Origin of the sequence: Ectothiorhodospira shaposhnikovii (assembly GCF_047222355.1) — a bacterium.
GTDB lineage: Bacteria > Pseudomonadota > Gammaproteobacteria > Ectothiorhodospirales > Ectothiorhodospiraceae > Ectothiorhodospira.
On sequence record NZ_CP178333.1, the window covers coordinates 864,038 to 888,661 of the forward strand.

Sequence of the window (24,624 nt, forward strand, 5' to 3'; positions counted from 1 at the left end):
CCCCATCATGTTCAAAAAGATCCTGCTGACTTTGACCGTGGCCATCCCTTTTTTCGGGTTGGCCTTTCTGCTGACCGGTTCGCCCCCCCGGACCCATTACGACAATCTGCCCTGGGATGTGGAGGTCCATGCCGACGGGACCTCCAGTGTCTTCGGTATCCATCTGGAACAGACGCCCCTGTCGGAACTGCGGGAGCGGTTCATGGTGTTTCCCAGTCTGGCCCTGTTTCAGAGCCGGAAGGACGGGCAGAGCCTGGAGGCCTATTTCGGACCGGTGAAATTGGGGCCTTTCGAGGCCAACTTCCTGGCGGTGCTGGCGGCGGATGAGCAGACCCTGGCCGGGTTTGCCGAGCGGGCGGTCCATGGCAAGGCCACTCCCAGCGGCGCGCGCCGCCTCGAACTGTCGGAAAACGACACCCGGGCCGCGCTGGCCTTGCCGGTGGTGGAAATCACCTATGTCCCCAGGGCCCGGTATGACGAGGATTCCGTGCTGGCCCGTTTCGGTGAACCTGCCCGGCGCCTGCCCATGGATGATGGGCGCCGCTACTGGCTCTATCCGGAACAGGGGCTGGTGCTGATGTTCAATCGCCGGGGGCGGGATGTGCTGCACTATGTCGCGCCGGCCCGTTTCGACGAGGCCCAGGGGCGCATTCTGGCCGGCGAGGGCCTGGACCGGATGCTGCCATGACCGGAGCATCGCACAAACCCGGTTTCTGGGAGGGGCGGTCGCTGGCCGACCTGAACGACCGAGAATGGGAGGCCCTCTGCGACGGTTGCGGTCGCTGCTGTCTGCACAAGCTGCAGGACGAGGACACTGACGAAATCTACTACACCGACGTGGCCTGCCGTCTGCTGGACTCAAATACTTGTCGCTGCAGCCATTATGAGGATCGTCTGTCCCGGGTGCCGGATTGCGTCCGGCTGAGTCCGGATGAGGTGAGCCAGGTGGCATGGCTGCCGCCCACCTGTGCCTATCGGCGGCTGCACGAGGGCAGGGGGCTGCCCTCGTGGCATCCCCTGCTCACCCATGACCCGGAGAGCGTGCACCGGGCGGGCGTGTCCGTGCGTGGCCGCATCCTCTGTGAGCAGAAGATGGGGGATGACTGGGAGTCACGGATCGTCCTCTGGCCCTGTCAGGATGGACCGGACTGACCCGTTCTCAGCCCGGAATCCCGGCAAACTGCCGGGGGCCGTACCCCTCCCTGGCCCGCAGATAGGCCTTGAAACGGGCGGCGAAATCCGGCACCACGGATCCCTTGACCGCCTCCAGGGCATTGAGCCGGTCTGCCCAGGCCTGGATGCGGGGGAAGTCGGCCCCGTCGAACAGGGGCATGGCCTGGTTCAGCAGGGCGTAGCGCATGAACAGGGGGGCGTAGGCGGCATCCACCAGGGAGAAGGCCTCACCGTTGAACCAGGGGCCTTCTCCCTGGGCGGCCTCCAGACGGCGCAGGCCGGCGATGGCGGCGGCCAGATGTTGTTCCAGGTCATGCTCGGTTTCCGACATCATGATCCGGTACTGGTCGATGATTGCCTGGCTGCCGAACTCGATCCAGGCCCGGTTCAGGGCCAGGGTCAGCGGGTCGGCGGGCTTGAGGCTGGGTGGGGTGATATCGTCGATGAACTCGTTGATGACGGCGGATTCGAACAGGACCGTTTGCCGGTCCACCTGCAGTACCGGCACCTTGCCGGTGGGGGAGAGGGCAAGAAACCATTCCGGCGGGTGTTCCAGGTCGATGTAGTCGATCTCGTAGGGGGCCTGCTTGTAGCGCAGGGTGATAACGCTGCGCTGGACGAAGGGGCACAGTTCGAAGCTGATGAGTCTCAGATGCATGGAGAGAGGGGACTCCTTAGGTTTGGTAAGCTGATCAGTGTATCAACCCACGCAGGGGCATGATTCATGAGTGACCCATTGGATGTTGTGCGAATCGACAAATGGCTCTGGGCGGCCCGTTTCTTCAAGACCCGTGCCCTGGCCGCCGAGGCGGTGAGCGGGGGGCATGTCCACGTGAACGGGCAGCGGGTCAAGCCGGCCCGAGCCGTCAAGGTGGGCGATCAGCTTCGCATCACGCGCAATGCCGAGGCCTGGGAGGTGGAGGTGCTGGGGCTGAACGACCGGCGCCGGCCCGCCACCGAGGCTCAGGCCCTGTACCGGGAGTCTGAACAGAGTCAGGCCCGCCGCACCGAGGAGGCCGAAGCGCGGCGTCTGGCCCGCCTGGCGGTGCCCCATACCGAGCATCGCCCGGATCGCCGTGACCGGCGCCATATCCGCCGCTTCATCGGCAAGGAGTAGCCCCATGCCCAGGCCCGTGACACCGCTCATCGCTGCCGACGTGATCATCCGTCTGGAGGATCAGGCCGATTGCATCGTGCTGATTGAGCGTCTGAATCCGCCCCATGGCTGGGCCTTGCCCGGCGGCTTCATGGATGTGGGGGAATCACTGGAGCAGGCCGCGGTCCGCGAGGCCCGGGAGGAAACCGGGCTGGTGGTGCGATTGGAGGTTCTGTTGGGATGCTATTCGGATCCCGGCCGGGATGAGCGGGGGCATACGGTGAGTGCCGTCTATGGGGCGGTGGCCCGGGGGAGGCCGGTGGCGGCGGATGATGCCAAGGCGGTCTGGATCGTGGCCCCGGACCAAGTGGACCGGCCCCTGGCCTTCGATCATCGCCGGATACTGGATGACTATCTGGAATTCCGGCGTACGGGCCGGGTGGCGCCGCTCCCTCCTCCCCCCGATGGGGGAGGGGGAGAGGGACGACAGGGGATTGATTAACCCCGTTCCTTGACCCACTTGCCGATGGCCGGCGGCACGGTCTTTTGTGCCTTGCCGCTCACATAGATGCCGATATGGCCGCCGGGGAAGGACAGTTCGGTGTAGTCCTTGGTGCCCACCTTGCCGGCCAGGGCCTTGGAGGCATCCGGCGGTACCAGGTGATCCTGCTCGGCAAAGATGTTCAGCACCGGCATGGTCACGTTGGCCAGATTCACCTCGTACTCGCCGATGTGCAGATCGCCGTTCATCAGTTTGTTCTGCTGGTAGAAGTCCTTGATGAACTGACGATAGGTCTCGCCGGCCTGGTCCGGGCTGTCGAAGATCCACTTCTCCATGCGCAGGAAATTGTCCAGCTTGTCCTTGTCCTGCAGCACTTCCACCATGTCCAGATACTTCTGGCCCATGAGCTGGTAGGGCTTGAGGTTGAGGAAGGTCCAGTTGAGCAGTTCGCCCGGGATATTGCCCATGGTGTCCACCAGGGTGTCGATGTCCACGTGCTTGACCCAGTGGGAGAGGATGTTGCCCGGAGTATGGAAGTCCACCGGGGTCACCATGGTGATCAGGTTCTGCACCTTTTCCGGATGCATGGCGCTGTAGCACAGGCTGAAGGTGCCACCCTGGCAGATGCCCAGCAGGTTGATCTTGTCCAGGTTGTGGCGACGGCAGATCTCGTCCACGCAGCGGTCCACGTAACCGTTGAGGTAATCGTCCATGGTCAGGAAGCGGTCGGCCCTGTCCGGATAACCCCAGTCGATCAGGTAGACATCCATGCCGGCTTCCAGCAGGCCCTTGACCGTGGAGCGGTCATCCTGCAGGTCGGTCATGTAGGGACGGTTCACCAGGGCGTAGACGATCAGTACCGGTACCGGGTGCTGGACCACGGAGGCGGGCGCCTGGAAGCGATACAGGGTGAGCTTGTCTTCCTTGTAGACCGCTTCCTTGGGCGTCACGCCGGAGGGGATGTCACCGGCATCGGCCAGGTTCTGCAGGCCCTGGGTGAGCTTGTTCTGGAAGGTGGTCAGTTCGTCCATGACCTGATCGGGTCTGATCTGAATCGGAATCATTGGCCGGATCTCCTTTTAATCGCTCTGCTTGGCCTTGGTGGTGGTTGCGGTCTGGCGTTTTGTGGCCGTGGCGCGACTGCGGGTGCCGGTGGCGGCGCGGGAAGCGCTGGCGCTGTCCTTGCCTTCGGCCTTGCTTTCCACCGGGGCTTCCACCTTTGCCGGCGCGGCCTTGTCATTCACCTGGTCGGTCAGCTTGCGTACCGCGGCCTTGAGGGCCTGCAGTTCACGGCGGCTTTCCTGCAGGCGGCGATGCAGGGTATTGACCTCGCGGCGGGTGGGCATGTTCAGGCTTTCGGTGACCTCGTCCATGAGGCGGGTACCCTGGCGCTTCACCGCCATCAGGCTGTTGACCATCTCGCCGTAGATCCTGGCGTACTCCTCGGACATGACGAATTCGCCGTAGACCTCTTCGCAGACGTCCACCCACTCATCGTAGAGGGCGCGCATGGAGGTGATGGGCTTGTCCTGACGACCGGCGTCGTCCAGGCGGGCGCGGAAACGGTCGATGGAGTCCATGCCGACCTTGTTGAAGGCGGCCTGATAGTTCTGCATGGCCTGCTGGTAATTGACCATCAGCTTGGCCAGGTTCTGGTACTGCTCCTGGGATTCGCGGGTGTAACCGACACCGGGCACGGACAGGAAACGGTCCAGCTGTTCCTGCACGGCATCACCGTAGGGGGCGCGGGCCGGCGGCCGCAGGGCCTGCATGTAGTCGCCCGGCATGGGCATGAAGGAAGATGTGGCGCGCCGCCAGGTGTCCAGGGGCATCTGCCAGAAGGCATTGGCGTCCCTGCTGGCTCCGGGCATGTTGGTGAAACCCTGGAAGGCATTGCTCATCTGGTCCAGCCACTTGTTTACGGCCTCGGCGGCGTTGTTGCCTTCCGCGCCTCGATAGAGGTTTTCCGCCATGGAAAAATAATTGCGCCCGATCTTCATCATCTGATCCATGGCGTCATTGCCGGACAGGGGCATGCCGCTGGAAACGGTCTTCCACCACTGATCCAGTCCGTCCCCCCAGTTGGCGGTACCGTCACTGCCCCCCACGGCCTTGCGGCTCATGTCCATCCAGGCAGACCAGTATTTTCGCTGGGCTTCCATCCAGTCTTCGGGGTTGAAGGGGTTTGAGTCAGCCATCAATCATCTCCTTTGGGTCCATATCTGGGCCAGGTGGTTATCATCCGGGATCGCTGTTGCGGCCGGTCAATCAAAGGCCCGGGCCGGCGGGCATTCCCGGGCCTGGGTGGTCAGCACTTGGAGCGATCCGACAGGGTACAACATCGTAAAGATAAGGTTAGCATAGATTTTGTGCGGTGCAACAATCCTGCCGGGATGGTGCTTCATGGTTGGTCAGGGGCGCAGCGCTTCTGGTATAAACTGCCGGAGCAATGTCTTGATCCTTGAAGCTGTCACTCCTTTTGGATCAAATATGCCAGGAAAGCAAGACCGAGTGCCCTGAAAGTGCGAGCCATCACCCGGTGTCCGATATGAAAGTCCGGTCAAGGTATGGCCCTCAGGCATCCCAATATTCAGAAATACGCACCTGATCAGGAGGATTTATATGGCTGAATCCATTGTCATCGTCGATGCGGCACGCACCCCGGTCGGTACCTTCAACGGCTCTCTGTCACAGATTCCGGCCTCGACCCTGGGGGCCATGGTCATGAAGGCGTTGCTGGCCCGTACCGGCCTGTCTCCCGAGCAGGTGGACGAGATCATCCTGGGGCAGGTGCTGCAGGCGGGGGTGGGCCAGAATGCCGCCCGTCAGGCCGCCGTGGAGGCCGGCATCCCTTATTCTTCTCCGGCCATGACCATCAACAAGGTCTGCGGCAGTGGTCTCAAGGCCGTTCACCTGGCCTGGCAGTCGGTCCTGTGCGGTGATTCCAATGTGGTGATCGCCGGTGGTCAGGAGAACATGAGCGCCTCTCCCCATGTCCTGCCCGGTTCCCGCCAGGGGACCAAGATGGGTGACTGGAAGATGGTGGACACCATGATCAAGGATGGCCTGTGGTGCGCCTTCAACGATTACCACATGGGTACTACCGCCGAGAACATCGCCGGCGAGTTCAGGATCAGCCGGGAAGAGCAGGATGCCTTTGCCGCCCAGTCCCAGCAGCGGGCCGAGGCCGCCCAGAAGGCGGGTCATTTCAAGGATGAGATCGTGCCGGTGGAAGTGTCCCTCAGGAAAGGGGAGGTCAAGGTTTTCGATACGGATGAGTTTCCTCGTCATGGCACCACGGCGGAAGGCCTGGCCAGACTGCGCCCGGCATTCAGCCGGGACGGCACCGTGACCGCGGGCAATGCCTCCGGCATCAATGATGGTGCCGCTGCCGTGGTGGTCATGCGTGAATCCATGGCCAGCGAGCTGGGTCTCAACCCGCTGGCCCGCATCGTCTCTTTCGCCGCCGCCGGCGTGGACCCGGCAATCATGGGTACCGGCCCCATCCCCGCTACCGTCAAGTGCCTGGAAAAGGCCGGCTGGCGGCCCGCCGATCTGGACATGGTGGAGGCCAACGAGGCCTTTGCCGCCCAGGCCATCGCCGTCAACAAGCAGCTGGGTTGGGACCTGTCCAAGGTGAACGTGAGCGGCGGCGCCATCGCCATCGGCCATCCCATCGGTGCCTCGGGCGCACGGGTGCTGGTGACGTTGCTGCACGGCATGAAACGCACCGGTGCCAGACGAGGTCTGGCAACCCTGTGCATCGGTGGCGGTCAGGGTGTGGCCCTGGCGGTCGAGGCTGTCTGAGTGCCGTGATGCCCCGGACCGGATCCGCGGGGGCCTTCCCCGGGATCCGGTTCTTGCCATGCACTTGCAATGATGTAGGGAGAAGCGGGTGAACGAACCGCGGATAGTGAAGAAGTACCCCAATCGGCGACTCTACGATACCGAGGAGAGCCGTTATGTGACACTGGCCGATGTGCAGCAGCTGGTGCGCCGCGGGATCAACGTGAAGGTGGTGGACAGCCAGTCGGGGAAGGACATCACTCGGGGTATCCTGATTCAGATCATCACCGAGCAGGAAACGGCCGGGGAGCCGCTCTTCACCACCGAGATGCTGGTGCGTTTCATCCGCTTCTACGATGAAGCGGTTCACGAGGCCTTTTCCGGCTATCTGGACCAGAGTCTCAGGTTTTTTGCCGATCAGCAGCGGGACTTCAATGACCGCATGCGCGATGTGCTGGGTGGGCGGGCCACCTGGGACATTACGGAGATGACCCGCCGCAACCTGGAGTTCTGGAAGGGCATGCAGGATCAGTTCTTCAAGGCCGCGGTCTTTCCGGGATCAGGCCAGGACGCGAAGAAGGAGTCGGGCGGGGCGGTGGAAGACAGGCCCGATGAAGATTCAGGCGCAGACGTTCTGGAAGGGAAAGGCAAGACGGGTAAAAAGCCGAAATAGGGTGCTTGCGACCCGTGGGCCGAGGGTGGCTGGGCTTTTGTCTCAAACCGGACCGGTTGGCTTGACGATGATTCTGGTTAAGGTTATATGTTGCGCTGCAGCATTCGTGGTGGCAAGTCTGCTGCTGTGCCCATATCAACCTTATCCAGGAGAATGAACCCGTGAATGACATGATCGAACTTTTCAACAAGGCCAATCAGTCCAGTTTCGATACCTTCCGCAAGTTGAGCGATATCAACCAGCAGGTCTTTCAGAAGTTGGTGGAGCAGCAACTGGACTTGACCACGGACCTGGTGAATGTGAGCATGAAACACCTTGAGCAGGTGGGCAAGGCCAAAGGCTATCAGGAACTCGTGACCCTGCAGGCGGACCTGCTGCGTGATTGCGGCCAGAAGATGGTTGCCACTTGCAAGAATGGGAACGAGATCCTTAATGACGCCCGCAATTCCATGACCCGGTTGATGGATGACTCCGTTAAAGTGGCGGAAGAAACCGTCAAGCACGTAAGCGCTGTCGCCAAGAAGGCTGCCTGATTTCCTTTTGGACAGTCTTCAAGGCCAGTCAAGCAACAAGGAGCCCGAATAGTGACCAAGCGAGTAGCGTTAGTGACCGGCGGTACCGGTGGAATCGGCACCGAGATCTGCAAAAAGCTGGCCCGTCAAGGGCATGTGGTCGTGGCCAATTATCTGCCCGCGCTGCAATCCCAGGCCGAGGCCTGGCAGCAGCAGATGAAGGCCGAGGGCCTGGACATGCACATTGCCGCTGGTGATGTGTCCTCGTTCCAGTCCTGTGCCGACATGGTCCAGGAGATCGAATCCCGCGTGGGGCCCATCGACATCCTGGTCAACTGTGCCGGTATCACCAAAGACAAGACGCTGCGCAAGATGACCGAAGATCAGTGGCAGGATGTCATCAACATCAACCTGAACAGCGTGTTCAATGTCACCCGTCACGTGGTGGAAGGTATGACCTCCCGTGGTTTTGGTCGTATCGTCAATATCTCCTCCGTCAACGGTCAGAAAGGTCAGTTCGGCCAGGCCAATTACTCCGCCGCCAAGGCCGGCATGCACGGCTTCACCATGGCGGTGGCCCAGGAGACGGCCGCCAAGGGTGTCACCGTCAACACGGTGTCTCCCGGTTATACCGCCACGGCCATGACCGACGCCATGCCCGAAGATGTGCGCAACGCCATCGTGGCTCAGATTCCGGCCGGTCGCATGGGGACCACGGCGGATATCGCCTTCGCCGTGGCCATGCTCTGCGACGACGGGGCGGGGTATATCACCGGAGCCAACATCCCGGTGAATGGTGGTCTGTTCACCTCCTTCTAAGTCACTTGTCTCCCGAATTTGCAGAGACTTGTACCACGAACGGGCCCTGATACCGGGGCCCGTTCACTGTCTTTGGCTTCTTTTATGAAGCGTGATGGGTGTCACAAAAAAGTGAAAGTGACGTGGTAAATATGCATCCCCAATCCTTGATTTGATGATATTTGTTCGCGTCAGCGCTTATCTGATGCTATTCTCCTTCGTGTTTTGGGGTTGAGCGGAAACGCCGTGAGCGTGGTTTCCGCCCTGTCTGGCGGGCGTCGTGAGATCGCCCGCAAAGGGGAGTCGGCGCCGCCGATGTCTCCAGCGCTTTGACCGTCCGGGATTTTCCGGTGTGACCGGAATTGTCCCTGCGCCCGATACATGCGTGCCGTCAGAAGCCGGCGGGACAAGGGCAAGGCATTGTGAGCAAATTACGGGGGCATCTATGCCGTTTTCAAGACCAAGCTTTTCGATGGTGATGGGAATCTTTGCTGTTTTCCTGATCATCACCGCTTTGTTTCCCAAGATTCTTTCCGGTTTCGGTGGCGATGCCTCCCCATCCGCAGCCCTTTCTCAACCCCTGGATATCCCCGCCAGCCCGTCGGCCGAAGGAGGGGGTGCTTCGCTGACGGTCGCCGAGCCCAAGGAGCGGCGCCGGATTGCGACGGCTTCAGCCGCTGAGGGAGGGCAGGGTGATCTGCAGCGGGTCGCCTTCATGTCTCAGGAACGTCTGGCTCCTGCGTCCGGACCGGATGAAAACCCGACCTCCTATGAGTCTTTCAGCCTGGGTGACGATGAGGAAGTTGCCAAGGCATCCGACTGGTTCGAGTACACCATCGCTCGTGGCGATCGTCTTTCCTCTCTCTGGGTGGGTGACTGGGGACTGCCCCTGGCCACGCTTTATCGTTTGCTGGGAGACGCCGAAAATGCCCGCGTGCTCAATCGTCTCAGCGTGGGGCAGCAGGTGGAGTGGCAGACCGATGATGAGGGTTATCTGACCCGTCTGCGTATCTGGACCGAGCGCGGCAAGGGTGTGGAATGGGAACGTGTCCCGGATGGCTGGGATTTTGAGCGTCGCGAAGTGCAGAACAGCCGTGAAATCACCCATATGGTGATCACGGCCAGGGTCGAGGGCAGTATTTCTTCCGCCCTGGCCGGCAGGGAGGAACTCTCCGGCCGCGCGGCCGCCGCCCTGGCGGTGCTGCTGGACCGCCATCTACCGGTACGCATGCATGCCCGTAGCGGGGATGTCTTCTCCCTGCTGGTGGAGCAGGAAACCCTGGCCGGTGATGATGAGCCCATCGAACTGCGGTTGCTGGCCTTTGACTACCAGGGTGCGCAGTTGAACATCAGTGCCGCCCGATATGTGGACGGGCGTTTCTATACCCCCGAGGGGCACAGCCTGCTGCCGCCCTTTGATCGGCGTCCTTTCGCCGGCACCTACCGCATCAGTTCGCCTTTTGATCTGAGGCGCCGGCATCCGGTGACCGGCACGGTTGCTCCCCATCATGGCACCGATTTCGCCATGCCCATCGGTACGCCCATTGTGGCTCCCGCCAATGGCCGGGTCGTGCGCGTGGACGAGCATCCCTATGCCGGCCGTTTCCTGGTGATCGAGCACGGTCAGGGTTATACCACCCGCTATCTGCACCTGAGTCGTGCCCTGGTGCGCCCGGGGCAGGCGGTGGAGCGGGGGCAGCGCATTGCCCTGTCCGGCAACACCGGCCGCAGTACCGGCCCTCATCTGCACTATGAACTGCATGTGAATGGTCGTCCCGTTGATGCCATGCGGGCTGAACTGCCCCGCAGTGAGCGCCTGACCGGTGAGGATCTCCGCCGGTTCCAGAAGGTGAGCAGCGCCCTGCTGGCAGAGGTGAAGGGGCCGCGTCAGTCCCGTCAGGTGGCGATGCTGCCGTATTCCGAAATGGCCATGTGAATCGTGGCCTGAAGCCGTCGGACGGGCGCAGCCCGTCCAGGGCGTCGGTTTCATCAAGGTCCTCATACCCATGCGAAGCTGCTATGATAGCGCCCACAACAAGCAGCATAAGACATGCGTGTCCAACGAACTCAACCCACTCAAACCTGAATCCGGTGCCGGTGCTCCCCGCATCTATACCCGCGCAGAGCATGGTATTTCCCGCGCCAATATCAGCGAGCACGCCCTCAAGGTCCTCTATCGCCTGAAGGACGCGGGGTTTCGCGCCTGTCTGGTCGGTGGTGGCGTCAGGGATCTGCTGCTGGGGCGTGAGCCCAAGGACTTCGATGTGGCCACGGACGCCCATCCGGAAGAGGTCAGAAGCCTGTTCCGGAATTGCCGGCTGATCGGGCGGCGTTTCCGCCTGGCCCATGTGTTCTTCGGACCCGAAATCATTGAAGTTGCCACCTTCCGCGCCCCCCATGACAGTTTTGTCGATGACGGAGATGCCGACGGTGCCGCCGAGGCACTGATCGAGGACGGCCGCATCATCCGGGACAATGTCTACGGCACCATCGAGCAGGATGCCTGGCGCCGGGATTTTTCCATCAATGCCCTTTATTACGATATCCGGGATTTCTCGGTGGTGGATTACACCGGTGGCATGGACGATCTCAAGCAGGGTGTGTTGCGGTTGATCGGTGATCCCGAAATACGCTATCGGGAAGACCCCGTGCGCATGTTGCGTGCCATCCGTTTCGCCACCAAGCTGGGTTTTCGCCTGGACGAGGCCACGGAGTCCTGTCTGTCCCGTCTGGGCGACCAGTTGCTGGATGTGCCGCCGGCGCGCCTGTTCGACGAGGTAATCAAGCTTTTCCACGCCGGTTGCGGGCTGCAGACCTTCGAGGCATTGCGGCATCACGATCTGTTCGGACGCATGTTCCCGTTGACGGAAGAGGCCCTTTCCCATGAAGAGGAAGGTTTTCCCATCACCTTCGTGGCCAACGCCCTGCGCAATACGGACGAGCGCATTCAGTCCGGCAAGGGTGTGAATCCGTCTTTCCTCTATGCGGTACTGTTATGGGAGCCGGTACGCCATGCCGCGCGCCGCTTCATGGAAGAAGGTGAGGCCGAACTGCCGGCCCTGCAGCATGCAGGCGGGGTGATTCTGTCCCGGCAGGCCCGGCATATCATGATTCCCAAGCGTTTTGCCTTGCCGATGCGGGAGATATGGGAGCTGCAACCCCGTTTCGAGCAACGCCTCGGGGCCCGCGCCCTGCGCCTGCTGACCCACCCACGCTTTCGTGCGGCCTACGATTTTTACTGTCTGCGGGCCCGTTCCGGTGAAGCCCTTGCCGAAGGTTGCGAGTGGTGGACCCGGTTGCAGGAAGTGGACGAAGCCGAGCAACGCCGGATGGTGGAAGTCTCGGGAAAAAAGCCCCGTTCCCGTCGGCGCCGCCGCTCTCGCAGCAAGTCATCCGGCAACGCCTGACATCATGACGCCTGTAATGGCCTATATCGGTATCGGCGCCAATCTTGGGGCGCCGCGGGCTCAGGTTCTTGGAGCCCTGGAGGCCATGGCGGCATTGCCCGAGAGCCGCCTGCTGCGTCAGTCCTCACTTTATGGCAGCCCACCCATGGGGCCGGCGGATCAGCCGGACTACATCAACGCCGTGGCCCAGCTGGAAACCCGGCTTTCCCCGTTGGTCCTGCTGCAATCCTTGCTGGAACTGGAACGTCGATGTGGCCGTGTCCGTCAGGGGGAGCGCTGGGGGCCCCGGACCCTGGATCTGGATATCCTGCTCTACGGCACCCAGGTCATTCAGACAGCGCATTTGACGGTACCCCATCCCGGGATACAGCAGCGGGCCTTTGTCCTGTATCCTCTGGCGGAGATAGCTCCTGATCTCTGGATCCCCGGGCTGGGGGGGGTGGAGGATCTGGTGGCCCAGTGCCCTCGGTCCGGCCTGCAAAGACTGCTGGAAGAGCCTGCATGACTGAAACAGAACCGACTCATATTGCCGTCGAGGGGCCTGTGGGGGTGGGCAAGACCAGCCTGGCCCGGCGTCTGGCCGAGGCCGTCAATGGGGAGCTTGTGCTGGAATCCCCTGAGGATAATCCCTTTCTGGAGCGGTATTATCAGGATCCCCGTGGAACTGCCCTGCCGACCCAGCTCTGTTTTCTCATGCAGCGTCTGGATCTGTTGCGGAGCCTGGCCAGGCAGGAAGTGAGTCACCATCCGGTCCGGGTGGTGGATTTTCTGCTGGCCAAGGATGATCTGTTTGCCCAGGTGACTCTGGATTCGGACGAATACCGCCTCTACCGCCAGATTTGCGACGAACTGGACAGGAATGTGCGCCCTCCGGATCTGGTGATCTATCTGCAGGCCCCGGTCGAGGTCCTGCGGGAGCGCATCGCCCAGCGAGGGCGTGGCTACGAGCGCATGATGGACAGCGTCTATCTGCAGCGCCTGAGTGATACCTATGCCAGTTTCTTCTATCATTATGCGGAGGCTCCGCTGCTGATCGTCAACGCTGGCGAGATCGACTGGGTCAAGCGGGACGAGGATTTTCAGCAGTTGCTGGCGTTCATGCGCACGGTGCGGGCGGGGCGTCACTACTTCAACCCGTTGCCGTCCGCCATCTGAGGGGCGGGCGGTGTGACAGACCATCATTTTCATTCTGATAACCCGGATATAGCGTGAGCGTACACTCCCAGACAAAGCGGCTGACCCTGCGGGACTTGCAGGGTTTGTGCGACAGACAGGAACCCATTGCCAGTCTCACCGCCTATGACGCCACCCAGGCCCGCCTGATGGACGCGGCGGGCGTGGATCTGGTGCTGGTGGGGGATTCCCTGGGCATGGTGGTGCTGGGGCATGAAACCACGCTGCCGGTGACGATGGATGACATGATTTATCACACCCGGGCTGTTGCCCGGGGTCTGCGTCGTGCCTTGCTGATGGCCGACATGCCGTTCATGAGCTACGTGTCGGTGGATCAGGCGCTGCACAATGCTGCCCGTCTGATGCAGGAAGGCGGGGCGCAGATGGTCAAGCTGGAGGGGGATGCCCAGCAGGTGGCGGTGGTCACCGCCATGTCCCATCACGGCATTCCGGTCTGTGCCCACCTGGGGTTGCGTCCGCAGTCGGTGCACAAACTGGGAGGGTATCGGGTTCAGGGGCGGGAGGCTGCGGCGGCACAGCGCATGATCAAGGATGCCATGGCCCTGCAGGAGGCAGGCGCCGACATGTTGCTGCTGGAGTGCGTGCCGTCCACCCTGGCGGCGGAGATCCGCGCCATGGCCCGGATTCCTGTCATCGGCATCGGTGCCGGTGCCCAGTGTGATGGGCAGATCCTGGTGGTGCAGGATATTCTGGGCATGACCGATCATGCCCCCCGCTTTGCGAAAAACTTCCTCACCGGTCAGGCCAGCGTGCAGGCCGCCCTGGCGGCCTATGTGCAGGCAGTCAAGTCAGGCTCGTTCCCTGCAGTGGAACACAGCTTCCTTTCCTGATCATGGATATCGTACATCACGTTGAGGATCTGCGAGGCGCACGCCGGGCCTGGCAGCTGGAGGGCTGCACGGTTGCCCTCGTACCCACCATGGGCAATCTCCATGAAGGCCATCTGAGTCTGGTGCGCCATGCCCGCACGCTGGTGGACAGGGTGGTGGTGAGCATCTTCGTCAATCCCCTGCAGTTTGACCGCGCCGAGGATCTGGCGGCCTATCCCCGCACGCTGGCGGAGGACTGTCGCCGGCTGGCCAACGAGGCCACGGACCTGGTCTTTGCTCCGTCGGAAGGTGAGTTGTATCCGGATGGACGGGAGCAGGTGACCCGGGTGACGGTACCCGTGTTGTCCGATCTGCTGGAAGGGACCCATCGGCCAGGCCATTTTGCCGGCGTGGCCACCGTGGTCTGCAAGCTTTTCAATCTGGTGCAGCCGGATGTGGCCGTGTTCGGCGAGAAGGATTTCCAGCAATTGCTGTTGATCCGGCGCATGGTCGGCGATCTTGATATGCCGGTTCGAATTGAAGGCGTGGCCACCGTCCGGGAGGCGGACGGTCTTGCCATGAGTTCGCGCAATGCCTATCTGAGCGCCGGTGAGCGTATGTTCGCCCCGGCCATTTATCAGACCCTGTCGGAACTGGCCGCGCGGCTGAAGGCCGGTGAGCGTGATTATTCCGCCCTGGAACGGGAGGCGGAGAAAGTACTTGAAAAACGCGGCCTGCGATCTGATTATGTTGCGGTGCGGCGAAGGCAGGATCTGTTGTTGCCGCAGCCGGGTGATGCCCGGCTCGTCATCCTGGCGGCCGCATGGCTTGGCCGGGCAAGGCTCATTGACAATCTATGCCTGGATCTCCCCTCGTCCATGGAATGAACGGGGTCCCTCAGGGTGCAACGGCCGACATCGGTTGGACCACTTCCGCGCAAGGATGATAACGACAGTCCCTCGGGGATTCAAAGGGGCGTAATGCCTGGAGGATGTTTAGAAACATGTTCTTGACTCTGCTCAAATGCAAGCTCCACAGGGCTGCGGTGACCCATGCCGAACTGGATTACGAAGGCTCCTGTGCCATTGACTCGGATCTTCTGGAACTGGCGGGCATTCGCCCCTATGAGCAGATCCAGATCTACAATGTGACCAATGGGGAGCGTTTCACCACGTATGCCATCCGCGCCGAAGCGGGCAGCCGGGTGATTTCCGTCAACGGGGCCGCGGCCCACAAGGCCAGCCCGGGGGATCGGGTGATCATCTGTGCCTACGCCCAGATGACCGCAGCCGAAGCGGATCTGTTCAAGCCCTCCCTGGTCTATCTGAACGAGCACAACCACGTCACCGGCACCGGTGACGAGATCGCAACCCAGGCCGCCTGAGCAGGTTTTGATTTGTCCCTGCAATCACCATAACTCAAGCCCTGGTGGGGCAGGGGAATCAGTTATCCCGGCGTGATGATGCCCTCAGGCAGTCCAACTGCCAGTGGCATTCCATATGTTCGCAGTCCCCTGTTTCGGCGCTGCCGAAGCAGGGCGAATGCCCTTCCGTGATTTGAATCGTGCGTATCAGCTCCCCCTTGGGGAGTGCCCCGGGGTCGATGCCTTTGCTGATGGCGATGTAACGAACCGTAGCCAAGTTCATGGCAGATCACCTCCGCCGTGTCCTGCGGCAAGCAGGGTTCCGGACAAGTCGGGTCAGCCTTCAAGGTACTGACCGCCATGCCTGAAAGTCCGCGAAACGCATGGCGTATGCGGACAAGGCTCAGTGAGTATGGTCGCCCGAGCACGATTTTTCCTGTTTTTTCCCTCCGCCGACACTACCGGTCACGTCGTCAATTCTTCCTTCTGTCAGCCGGTGTTCCGCATGCCTGCGGCAATGGCGTTGATGGAACGCAGCAAGGGCGAGAGCCACGGGTCATCCGGTGAAACGGCGCTTGTACCCTGCAAGGCACGGTGGCGTCGGAGCAGGGTGATCTGGATGTGATTGAGGGGGTCCAGATAAGGATTTCTCCGCATCAGGGACAGGGCCAGCACTGGATTATCATTCAGCAGGGAGTCTTTGCAGGATACCGTCAGCACCTCCTCCACGGTGCGAAGATATTCTTCCCGAATGAGCCCGAACACCCGTTTCGCCAGATCTTTGTCATGGCACAGCCTTGCGTATTCTTCCGCAATGTCCATGTCCGCCTTGGCCAAGGACATCTGGCTGTTGGAGAGCAAGGCGCGGAAGAAGGGCCATTCACGATACATCTGCCGGAGCTGTTCCAGGCGCCCGGGGTCATCTGTTCGCCATTGCCGCAGGGCGGAACCCAGGCCATACCAGGCGGGTACGGTATGGCGCGACTGGGCCCAGCCGAACACCCAGGGGATGGCTCGGATGGAGCTCTTGGAACGATCCGCCTTACGGCGATGGGAGGGCCTGGACCCGATGTTGAGCTGGCCGATTTCTTCCACCGGGGTGGCCTCGTAGAAATAGTCCAGCACCCCCCGGGTGCGGTCCGTCAGATTGCGGTAGGCCTTTTCGCCCTGCTGAGCCAGGGTATCCATGATCTTGAGATGATCCGTCTGATCCTGATTGCCCAGACCGATGAGCCCTGCGCTGGCCTTGATCAGGCCAGTGGCGCCCATGCTCAGCTCGTAGACCGCTGTTTCCGTGTTGCTGTATTTGTAGGAGAGCACTTCCCCCTGTTCGGTGAACCTGATCCGGCCTTGCACCGTGCCAGGCGGTTGGGCCACGATGGACTCATGGGTGGAGCCGCCGCCGCGCCCGATGGTGCCGCCCCGACCGTGGAAGAGCTGGCACTGCACCTCATGGGCTGCGGTGATGGCGATGATCTGCTGCTGGGCCTGGTACAGATTCCAGGCAGAGGCGAGGATGCCGCCGTCCTTGCAGGAGTCCGAGTAGCCCAGCATGACCTCCTGGAGATTACCAGAGGCCCGCAGCAATTCCCGGTAGGTGGCGTTGCTCAGCAGGTGTTGCAGCACCGCCTCCACATGCCGAAGATCCTCGATGGTTTCAAACAGTGGCGAGATCCGGATGTGACAGAAGGGGGCGCCCTGCTCGGTCCAGCCGCACAGACCCGCCAGCCGTGCCAGGAGCATCACCTCCATGACATGGGAGGCCGCGTGGGTCATGGAGATCACATAGGTGCCGATGCCCTCGGGGCCCACCTCCCTGCGCAGGCGCGCCATGACGTGAAACACCTCCAGGGTCTGCCCGGTGGCCTCGGAGAGGGTCATGTGGGAGAGTTCCGGCAGGTTCTCCCGGTCCACCAGTAGCGCCGCCAGCTGTTGCAGGCGGTTGGACTCGTCCTGTCGTTCATAGTCCATGTCGGGCGCCCACTGGGCCAGGATCTCCGTCACTGCCGCAGTATGCACGGTGGACTCCTGACGGATATCCAGGTGATGCAGGTGAAAGCCACAGGTTTCCACCAGGCGGATCAGATCGGTCAGTTCTCCCCGGGCCACATTGCCGTCGCCATGGCTGATGAGGGAGTCGTGGATGAGGGTCAGATCCCGCAGCAGGGCCTGGCTGGAACCGTAGGCCGCATGGGTGGGCATCACCGTCGTTTCCCCGGCAAGCCGGCGACGTACCGTGTCGAGGGTCTCGCGCAGCCGGTAACGGATGATGTAGAGCTTGCGCCGGTAGGGTTCCGATTCCATCTTGTCCGGCAGGTCCTTGAACACCGCCTTGGAGATGTTCTCATCCTCCTTGAGGCTCTGCATGAAGGCCTCGGTGGGGCGGCACATGAGCAGGGAATGGGTCAGGACGAAACGCAGGGTGTGCACCCGGCGCAGGTATTCGGACAGGACCTGTTCCATGGCCAGGCGACAGGCCATTTCGGTGATGGCCGGGGTAACGTAGGGATTGCCGTCCCGATCCCCGCCGATCCAGGAACCAAAACGCAGGAAACTGGGCACCCTGACGGCCGGGTTGCCGTGCTCGTCGCTGCCGTAGCTGCGCCGGATCGCCTTTTCCAGCAGGCGGTAGGTATGGGGCACGGCGTCGAACAGGCTTTCCACGTAATAGAACAGCCCGTACTTGATCTCGTCCTGCACCTGGGGCTTCTTCACCCGCACTTCATTGGTGCGCCACAGTATCTGGATCTGCACCTCAAGCTGGCGGGTCAGTTCTTCCCGTTCCTCCCGGCCCAGGCGCGGCATGTCCAGGCGCTCCGCCGCCAGGAAGATGCGCCGCTGGGCCTCCATCACCGTGCGCCGTCGGGCCTCGGTGGGATGGGCGGTGAACACCGGCATGTATTCCAGCCGGCCGAGCAGCCCTTCCAGGGCCTGCGGGGGGACGCCCCGGCCGTGGAAGACCCGGATGGTGTGATCGAAGGAACCCAGCCACAGGGGGCCGCCTTCCGTGACCTGGCGGCGGCGTTCCCGGTGCAGATACTCCTCTTCGGCCAGGTTGACCAGACTGAAGTAGATGCTGAAGGCCCGGATGATGGTTTCCAGGGTCTTCGGGTCCAGGGCGTCGATGTAACGCATCAGGCGTTCCCGTTTGTCCGGGTTGTCCTTCTTGCGCAGCGCCACGAAACCCTTGCGCAGGGCCTCCACCGCCTGCAGTACCGCTTCCCCTTCCAGGCGACGGATGATGTTGCCCAGCAGGTTGCCGAACAGCTTCACCCGGGCGCGCAGTTCCCTGTCCCTGGGGACCAGGAGGCGGGAGGTGTCCTTGGTGGTGGGCATCATCGGTTCACCAGCCGTTTGTAGAGGTCCTGGTAGGCCTGGGCACTGCGGTCCCAACTGAATTCCTGACGCATGCCGTGCTGCATGAGCCGGGCCCAAGCGGCATGGTCCCGGTACAGGGTGAGGCCACGCTGAATCGCCTCGCCCAGGGCCTCTGTGGTGGGGCCGTCAAAGACCAGGCCGGTGGCGGTTCCCTCGGCCATGTGGTGGGCGTCGGCGTCGATCACCGTGTCCGCCAGGCCGCCGGTGCGCCGGACCACCGGCACGGTGCCGTAGCGCAGGCTGTAGAGCTGGTTCAGGCCGCAGGGCTCAAACCGGGAGGGCATCAGGAACAGATCCGCGCCGGCCTCGATTTGATGGGCCAGGGCCTCGTTGTAACCCACGTGCAGACCCATGGCGCCAGGGTATCGGCTGGCCATGGCCCGCGCTCTGGATTCCAGGGTTCGGTCCCCGCTGCCCAGGATGACCAGCTGGGCCTGACCGGTTGCCAGCAGGGGTTCGCAGGCGGACAGGATCAGATCAACCCCCTTTTGCGCCACCATGCGTCCCACATGGCCCAGGATCGGTATGTCCGGGTTGACCTCCAGGCCGAAGTGGGCCTGCAGGGCGGCCTTGCACTCGACCTTGCCTTCCGGCTGTTCGACACTGTAGCGCCGGGCAATATGGTGGTCTCCGGCCGGGTCCCAGTGCCGGTAGTCGGCACCGTTGAGGATGCCGGTCAGATCATGGGCGCGGGTATTGAGCAGGCCGTCCAGTCCATGGCCGAACTGGGCGGTACGGATCTCCCGGGCGTAGGTGGGGCTGACCGTGGAGAGATGGTCCGCATAGACCAGTCCGCCCTTGATGAACGAAAGCTGGCCATGAAACTCCAGTCCGTACATGCCCCAGAATTCCGGCGGCAGGATCAGGTCCTCATGGGCATGGCGGGGGAACAGGCCCTGGTAGGCCAGGTTGTGGATGGTGAACAGGGTAGCCGGCCGCTCCCCGTGCTGGCTCAGCAGGGCCGGTGCCAGGCCCGTCTGCCAGTCGTTGCAGTGCAGGACCTGGGGCTTCCAGTCCAGGCCCGCCTGGTCCAGGGACAGTTTCACGATGGCCCGGGCGAACACGCCGAAGCGCAGGTGATTGTCCTGCCAGTCGCGCCCGTCGGCCGCCCGGTAGGGATCCCCGGCGCGGTCGAAATGCAGGGGGGAGTCCACCAGATAGAGTCTGACCCGGGTCTTGGGTAGCAAGCCTTCCAGTATCCTGACAGGCTGTTCGCTGCCGGCCAGAGGGAACTCGGCCACCGTTTCCAGCTTGCCCGCCGCGGCGCGGGCGGCCGGATAGGCGGGCAGGATCAGACGGATATCGTGCCGGAGCCGTTTCAGGGCCGGGGGCAGACTGCCGCAGACGTCCGCCAGTCCGCCGGTCTTGATGAGGGGGTGTGCCTCGCTGGTGGCGAAGAGAATTCGCATAGGCCAATGTCATGGTCGCGGCGCCTTGATGACGTCACGGCCATGAAGCGCTCCCTGTTTATGATGGGTGTAGGGCCATCATAATAGATAAATATTCTCGCGTTCGTGAACATAGAAATGGAGTGACCCATGAGCAACGCACTGCCCAAGACCCTCCCCTGGCAAGCCCTGGAAGCCCATCACGAGGCCGTTTGCGATCTTCACATGCGTGAGCTCTTTCGCCAGGATCCCCAGCGTTTTCAGCGCTTCAGCCTGCAGTTCGAGGACATCCTGCTGGACTATTCCAAGAACCGCATCACGGCCGAAACCCGGGATCTGCTGGTGGAACTGGCCCGGGCCGCGCTGGTGCCCCAGTGGCGGGACCGCATGTTCGCCGGTGAGCGCATCAATACCACCGAGGATCGGGCGGTGCTGCATGTGGCCCTGCGCAACCGCGGTGACCGGCCCATGTGGGTGGATGGGGAAGACGTCATGCCCCGGGTGCGCCGGGTGCTGTCCCACATGGGCGACTTCGTGGCGCGGGTGAGATCGGGGCAGTGGACGGGGCATACCGGTCGACCGATCCAGCATGTGGTGAATATCGGCATCGGCGGCTCGGACCTGGGGCCGCTGATGGTCTGCGAGGCCTTGAAACCCTATGCCCATGAGCGCCTGCAGATGCATTTCGTCTCCAACGTGGATGCCACCCACCTGACCCGGACTCTGGCCCAGGTGGACCCGGAGACGGTGCTGTTCGTGATCGCTTCCAAGACCTTCACCACCCAGGAGACCCTCACCAATGCCCATTCGGCCCGGCGCTGGTTCCTGGAACAGGGGGGCAGTGAAGCGGCCATCGCCCGTCATTTCGTGGCCGTGTCCACCCACCGGGAAGCGGTGGCCGCCTTCGGCATCGATCCGGCCAACATGTTCGAGTTCTGGGACTGGGTGGGGGGACGCTATTCCCTGTGGTCCGCCATCGGCCTGTCCATTGCCCTGTCCCTGGGCATGGCCCACTTCGAGGCCCTGCTGGACGGTGCCCACGCCATGGATGAGCATTTTCGTGCCGCGCCGCTGGAGGAGAACATGCCCGTCATCCTGGCCCTGCTGGGCGTGTGGTACGTGAACTTCTTCGGCGCCCGCAGCCATGCCATCCTGCCCTATGACCAGTATCTGCATCGGTTCCCGGCCTACTTCCAGCAGGGGGACATGGAGAGCAACGGCAAGTCGGTGGACCGGCAGGGGCGGCGGGTGAGCTGGCACACGGGGCCGGCCATCTGGGGCGAGCCGGGGACCAATGGCCAGCATGCCTTCTACCAGCTCATCCACCAGGGGACTCAGCTCATCCCCTGTGATTTTCTGGCCCCCTGCCTGAGCCATCACCCCCTGGGGGAGCATCACGCCATCCTGCTGTCCAATTTCTTTGCCCAGACCGAGGCCCTGATGCGGGGCAAGACCCTGGAGGAATGCCGGGAGGAAATGCTGGCCGCCGGGATGTCCGAGGCCCAGGTACAGGCCCTGGCGCCCCATCGGGTGTTCGAGGGCAACCGGCCCACCAATTCCATCCTGTTCAAGCGCCTGACGCCCCGTACCCTGGGTTCACTGATCGCCCTCTACGAGCACAAGATCTTCGTCCAGGGGGTGATCTGGAACGTGAACTCCTTCGATCAGTGGGGGGTGGAACTGGGCAAGCAGCTGGCCCGCACCGTGTTGCGGGAACTGCGGGATCCGGACCCGGTGGCGGGGCATGATGCCTCCACCAACGGGCTGATCAACTACTACAAGCGGCTGGCACGGGAGTAAGCCCGGTCCTCATGCCCCGGCCAGCAGCGGCATCGCCAGGCCGAACACGGCGGCGGTCACCAGGATCAGTGCGATCAGGCTGATGCGCCATCCCGCCCGCACCATGTCCGGCACCGTGATCCGTTCGCTGCTGAAGACGATGGCATTGGGCGGGGTGGCCACGGGCAGCATGAAGGCGCAGGAGGCTGCCAGGGCGACGGGGATCGCCAGTAGCAGGGGGTCGTGACCCAGGCTGACGGCGAGGGCGGCCGCCAGCGGCAGCACCGTGGCGGCCGTGGCCGTGTTGCTGGTGACGTGACTGAGCAGCATGGCGCTCAGGGCCACGATGCCCACCAGGGTCCAGGTGGGCCAGTTGCTCAGTTGCACCAGGGAGGCGGCGATGTGGTCCGACAGGCCGCTGCCGCCGATGGCGGAGCCCAGACTCAGGCCCCCGCCCACCAGGATCAGTACCCCCCAGGGCAGCTGGCGCGTGGACTCCCAGTCCAGCAGGAACTGGTGACGCCGAAAGTCCGCCGGGATCAGGAACAGGGCCAGGGCACCGACGATGGCGATGCCCGGGTCGGTGATGGAGACGCCGGGGAACAGGGATTCCAGCAGCGGACGCAGGATCCAGGCCAGGGCCACGGCGACGAACACCAGCAGCACCCGCAGTTCCGCCCGGGTCATCGGGCCGAGCTGTTCCCGCTGCTGGCGCAGCAGTTCACCGATCCCCTCCAACGGCCGCCGGGACACCGGGAAGGCCCAGCGACACAGCACCCACCAGCAGGCCACCAGCAGGGTCAGGGCCAGCGGCAGACCCACCATCATCCACTGGGCAAAGCCGATCTGATGGTCGTAGTTGTCGTTCATGTAGGCGGCGAGCAGGGCGTTGGGCGGGGTACCGATGAGGGTGGCCATGCCGCCGATGTTGGCGCCGAAGGCGATCCCCAGCAGCAGGGCCAGCCCCACGTTGCGGACCTGCGCCTTGTCCATGCCCCGGTCTTCCAGCAGGATCAGCACCGAGATGCCGATGGGCAGCATCAGGGCGGCGGTGGCGGTATTGCTCACCCACATGCTCAGCCCCGCCGTGGCGCCCATGAAGCCGGCCACCAGGTGATCCAGTCGTTGTCCGGCCAGGCCCAGGATCAACAGGGCGATGCGCCGGTGCAGGTTCCAGCGCTGGATGGCCAGGGCGATCATGAATCCGCCCAGGAACAGGAAGATCAGGGGATTGGCATAGGGTGCCGCCGCTTCGGCGATGGTGCTTGCCCCCAGCAGGGGTAGTACGGCAATGGGCAGCAGGGCGGTGGCCGGGATGGGGATGGCCTCGGTCACCCACCAGATGGCCATGAGCGCGGTGAGGGCGGCCACGGCCCAGGTATGGGCGGCCAGTTCCCCGGGCGGGCCCGCCAGCAGCATGCCGAAAAAGACCAGGGGGCCAAGCACCAGCCCCAGCCTGGGCCGCCAGAGGGAAGGCGAGGCGGGCTTGGGCGCGGTGGATGTGCCGGCTTCCGTGGACGAAGTCATGATGCTCTCCATTGGGATATGACGGCCATGCCCGATATCCGGGTATCAGGTGGCATTGGTGTACCGCAGTATAGCCGCCGGTCATGTCATGCCGCTGACGGGCATGACGGGATGGCGGTGGACAAGAAGCGGCGGCCCTTGGGGCTGGGGGCCATGGGTCGGGACCCATGGTATGCTCTTGCCGAACAAAATGATGGCTGACGGGTAAATCATGACAAGAGCGACCGGCACTTACAACATCACCACCCTCAACGAGTTCATCATCCAGCGTCAGGCGGACTTTCCCTATGCCAAGGGGGAGCTGTCCCGGTTGCTGCACCATGTGGGCGTGGCGGCCAAGGTGGTGAACAAGAAGATCAACAAGGCGGGGCTGGTGGACATTCTGGGCCGGGCCGGCGACGTGAACGTCCAGGGTGAGGATGTCCAGAAGCTGGATCTGTTCGCCAATGAGCACTTCATCGCCGCCCTGCGTTCCACCGGCGAGTGCTGCGCCATCGCCTCCGAGGAAGACCAGGAAATCACCATTTTTGATGACGGCCTGTCCCGTGACGGCAAGTACGTGTTCTGCATGGACCCGTTGGACGGTTCGTCCAACATCGACGTGAATGTCTCCGTCGGCACCATCTTTTCCATCTATCGCCGCCGTACCGAGCGGGGCACCCCGGCGGACCTGTCGGACTTTCTGCAGCCGGGGACGGAGCAGGTGGCGGCCGGTTATGTGATCTACGGCTCATCCACCATGTTGGTGTACACCACCGGCAAGGGGGTGAACGGTTTCACCCTGGACCCGACCATCGGTGAGTTCTGCCTTTCCCACCCGGACATCCGCACCCCCGAGAACGGCACCATCTACAGTATCAACGAAGGCAACTATGCCCACTTCCCGGCGGGGGTGAAGCAGTTCATCAAGCATTGCCAGGTGGTGGACCCGGACACCCGTCGTCCCTATACCTCGCGCTACATCGGTTCCCTGGTCTCGGACGTCCATCGCAATCTCCTCAAGGGCGGGGTGTTCCTGTATCCCTCCACCCAGAAGGCCCCCCAGGGCAAGCTGCGTCTGCTGTACGAGTGCAACCCCATCGCCATGATCGCGGAGCAGGCCGGCGGCAAGGCCAGCGACGGCGCCCGCCGCATTCTGGAGATCCCGCCGGAAGATCTGCACCAGCGGGTACCGTTCTATGTCGGCTCGCGGCGAATGGTGGAGGATGTGGAGCGGTTCCTGGCCGAGGCCCGATAACC

The 24,624-nt window shown here is 62.8% G+C and carries 23 protein-coding genes; 17 read left to right on the plus strand and 6 right to left on the minus strand.

Features of this window, described 5'->3' with window-relative positions; translation table 11 throughout:
* Positions 1-7 precede the first annotated feature (7 nt).
* Positions 8-688 (plus strand): hypothetical protein, encoded by a 681-nt coding sequence (locus ACLF6L_RS03945; protein ID WP_412852407.1) that lies wholly within the window; start codon positions 8-10, stop codon positions 686-688.
* Entirely contained in the window at positions 685-1,152 is a 468-nt protein-coding gene (locus ACLF6L_RS03950; RefSeq protein ID WP_412852408.1) for a YcgN family cysteine cluster protein, read from the plus strand. Before ACLF6L_RS03945 ends, ACLF6L_RS03950 begins: the two co-directional genes overlap by 4 nt.
* Positions 1,153-1,159: 7 nt before the next feature.
* Here ACLF6L_RS03950 and ACLF6L_RS03955 read toward each other — a convergent pair whose 3' ends face one another.
* Positions 1,160-1,831: a glutathione S-transferase family protein gene (locus tag ACLF6L_RS03955; protein ID WP_412852409.1), complete on the minus strand. Its 672-nt coding sequence runs from the start codon at positions 1,829-1,831 to the stop codon at positions 1,160-1,162.
* A 66-nt stretch (positions 1,832-1,897) separates the two neighbouring features.
* Between ACLF6L_RS03955 and ACLF6L_RS03960 the strand changes: the two genes are divergently transcribed.
* Together ACLF6L_RS03960 and ACLF6L_RS03965 are read left to right on the plus strand one after the other, a co-directional pair.
* On the plus strand, positions 1,898-2,290 hold the full coding sequence (locus ACLF6L_RS03960) for an RNA-binding S4 domain-containing protein (RefSeq protein WP_200176815.1): 393 nt from the start codon (positions 1,898-1,900) through the stop codon (positions 2,288-2,290).
* A 4-nt stretch (positions 2,291-2,294) separates the two neighbouring features.
* A complete protein-coding gene (locus ACLF6L_RS03965) occupies positions 2,295-2,771 on the plus strand; it encodes an NUDIX domain-containing protein (RefSeq protein ID WP_412852410.1) in 477 nt (158 codons plus the stop codon).
* Here ACLF6L_RS03965 and ACLF6L_RS03970 read toward each other — a convergent pair.
* Together ACLF6L_RS03970 and phaE are read right to left on the minus strand one after the other, a co-directional pair.
* Complete coding sequence (locus ACLF6L_RS03970; protein WP_200176817.1) at positions 2,768-3,835, minus strand: class III poly(R)-hydroxyalkanoic acid synthase subunit PhaC; 1,068 nt, start codon at positions 3,833-3,835, stop codon at positions 2,768-2,770. The genes ACLF6L_RS03965 and ACLF6L_RS03970 overlap by 4 nt on opposite strands.
* Positions 3,836-3,850: 15 nt before the next feature.
* Entirely contained in the window at positions 3,851-4,969 is a 1,119-nt protein-coding gene (phaE, locus tag ACLF6L_RS03975; RefSeq protein ID WP_412852411.1) for a class III poly(R)-hydroxyalkanoic acid synthase subunit PhaE, read from the minus strand.
* A 424-nt stretch (positions 4,970-5,393) separates the two neighbouring features.
* Here phaE and ACLF6L_RS03980 point away from each other — a divergent pair, with 424 nt between their 5' ends.
* The 11 genes from ACLF6L_RS03980 to panD all read left to right on the plus strand — a co-directional run bounded on the left by ACLF6L_RS03980 (position 5,394) and on the right by panD (position 15,334).
* The gene (locus ACLF6L_RS03980; protein WP_200176819.1) at positions 5,394-6,578 is read left to right on the plus strand and encodes an acetyl-CoA C-acetyltransferase; all 1,185 of its coding nucleotides are present in this window, start codon (positions 5,394-5,396) and stop codon (positions 6,576-6,578) included.
* Positions 6,579-6,666: 88 nt separating this feature from the next.
* Positions 6,667-7,230, plus strand: coding sequence for a polyhydroxyalkanoate synthesis repressor PhaR (gene phaR / locus ACLF6L_RS03985; protein WP_412852412.1), 564 nt, complete (start codon positions 6,667-6,669; stop codon positions 7,228-7,230).
* 170 nt (positions 7,231-7,400) lie between these two features.
* A complete protein-coding gene (locus ACLF6L_RS03990; RefSeq protein WP_242467214.1) occupies positions 7,401-7,763 on the plus strand; it encodes a phasin family protein in 363 nt (120 codons plus the stop codon).
* A 51-nt stretch (positions 7,764-7,814) separates the two neighbouring features.
* Positions 7,815-8,561: an acetoacetyl-CoA reductase gene (gene phbB / locus ACLF6L_RS03995; RefSeq protein ID WP_412852413.1), complete on the plus strand. Its 747-nt coding sequence runs from the start codon at positions 7,815-7,817 to the stop codon at positions 8,559-8,561.
* A gap of 451 nt (positions 8,562-9,012) precedes the next feature.
* Positions 9,013-10,476 carry a peptidoglycan DD-metalloendopeptidase family protein gene (locus ACLF6L_RS04000; protein ID WP_412852414.1) on the plus strand — a complete coding sequence of 488 codons (1,464 nt, stop codon included), beginning with the start codon at positions 9,013-9,015 and terminating at the stop codon, positions 10,474-10,476.
* A 70-nt stretch (positions 10,477-10,546) separates the two neighbouring features.
* Positions 10,547-11,947, plus strand: a complete 1,401-nt coding sequence (gene pcnB, locus ACLF6L_RS04005; protein ID WP_412852415.1) for a polynucleotide adenylyltransferase PcnB — start codon at positions 10,547-10,549, stop codon at positions 11,945-11,947.
* Positions 11,948-11,951: 4 nt separating this feature from the next.
* Positions 11,952-12,452 (plus strand): 2-amino-4-hydroxy-6-hydroxymethyldihydropteridine diphosphokinase, encoded by a 501-nt coding sequence (gene folK / locus ACLF6L_RS04010; RefSeq protein ID WP_412852416.1) that lies wholly within the window; start codon positions 11,952-11,954, stop codon positions 12,450-12,452.
* Positions 12,449-13,102, plus strand: coding sequence for a deoxynucleoside kinase (locus tag ACLF6L_RS04015; RefSeq protein WP_412852417.1), 654 nt, complete (start codon positions 12,449-12,451; stop codon positions 13,100-13,102). The genes folK and ACLF6L_RS04015 overlap by 4 nt, the downstream gene beginning before the upstream one ends.
* Before the next feature lie 53 nt (positions 13,103-13,155).
* Positions 13,156-13,971, plus strand: a complete 816-nt coding sequence (gene panB / locus ACLF6L_RS04020) for a 3-methyl-2-oxobutanoate hydroxymethyltransferase (protein ID WP_412852418.1) — start codon at positions 13,156-13,158, stop codon at positions 13,969-13,971.
* A 2-nt stretch (positions 13,972-13,973) separates the two neighbouring features.
* Positions 13,974-14,837, plus strand: coding sequence for a pantoate--beta-alanine ligase (panC, locus tag ACLF6L_RS04025; RefSeq protein ID WP_412852419.1), 864 nt, complete (start codon positions 13,974-13,976; stop codon positions 14,835-14,837).
* Between the two features lie 116 nt (positions 14,838-14,953).
* Positions 14,954-15,334: an aspartate 1-decarboxylase gene (panD, locus tag ACLF6L_RS04030; protein ID WP_008930669.1), complete on the plus strand. Its 381-nt coding sequence runs from the start codon at positions 14,954-14,956 to the stop codon at positions 15,332-15,334.
* Positions 15,335-15,802: 468 nt separating this feature from the next.
* On the opposite strand, the gene ppc is transcribed toward panD, so the two are convergent.
* Together ppc and glgA are read right to left on the minus strand one after the other, a co-directional pair.
* Positions 15,803-18,649: a phosphoenolpyruvate carboxylase gene (ppc, locus tag ACLF6L_RS04035; protein WP_412852745.1), complete on the minus strand. Its 2,847-nt coding sequence runs from the start codon at positions 18,647-18,649 to the stop codon at positions 15,803-15,805.
* Positions 18,649-20,100 (minus strand): glycogen synthase GlgA, encoded by a 1,452-nt coding sequence (gene glgA / locus ACLF6L_RS04040; RefSeq protein WP_412852420.1) that lies wholly within the window; start codon positions 20,098-20,100, stop codon positions 18,649-18,651. The genes ppc and glgA overlap by 1 nt, the downstream gene beginning before the upstream one ends.
* 129 nt (positions 20,101-20,229) lie before the next feature.
* On the opposite strand from glgA, the gene pgi reads away from it, so the two are divergent.
* Positions 20,230-21,879: a glucose-6-phosphate isomerase gene (gene pgi / locus ACLF6L_RS04045; RefSeq protein WP_412852421.1), complete on the plus strand. Its 1,650-nt coding sequence runs from the start codon at positions 20,230-20,232 to the stop codon at positions 21,877-21,879.
* A gap of 9 nt (positions 21,880-21,888) precedes the next feature.
* On the opposite strand, the gene ACLF6L_RS04050 is transcribed toward pgi, so the two are convergent.
* Positions 21,889-23,385, minus strand: a complete 1,497-nt coding sequence (locus ACLF6L_RS04050; protein ID WP_238617637.1) for an SLC13 family permease — start codon at positions 23,383-23,385, stop codon at positions 21,889-21,891.
* Positions 23,386-23,596: 211 nt separating this feature from the next.
* Here ACLF6L_RS04050 and fbp point away from each other — a divergent pair, with 211 nt between their 5' ends.
* Positions 23,597-24,622: a class 1 fructose-bisphosphatase gene (fbp, locus tag ACLF6L_RS04055; protein WP_238617636.1), complete on the plus strand. Its 1,026-nt coding sequence runs from the start codon at positions 23,597-23,599 to the stop codon at positions 24,620-24,622.
* The last annotated feature ends 2 nt before the right edge of the window (positions 24,623-24,624 follow it).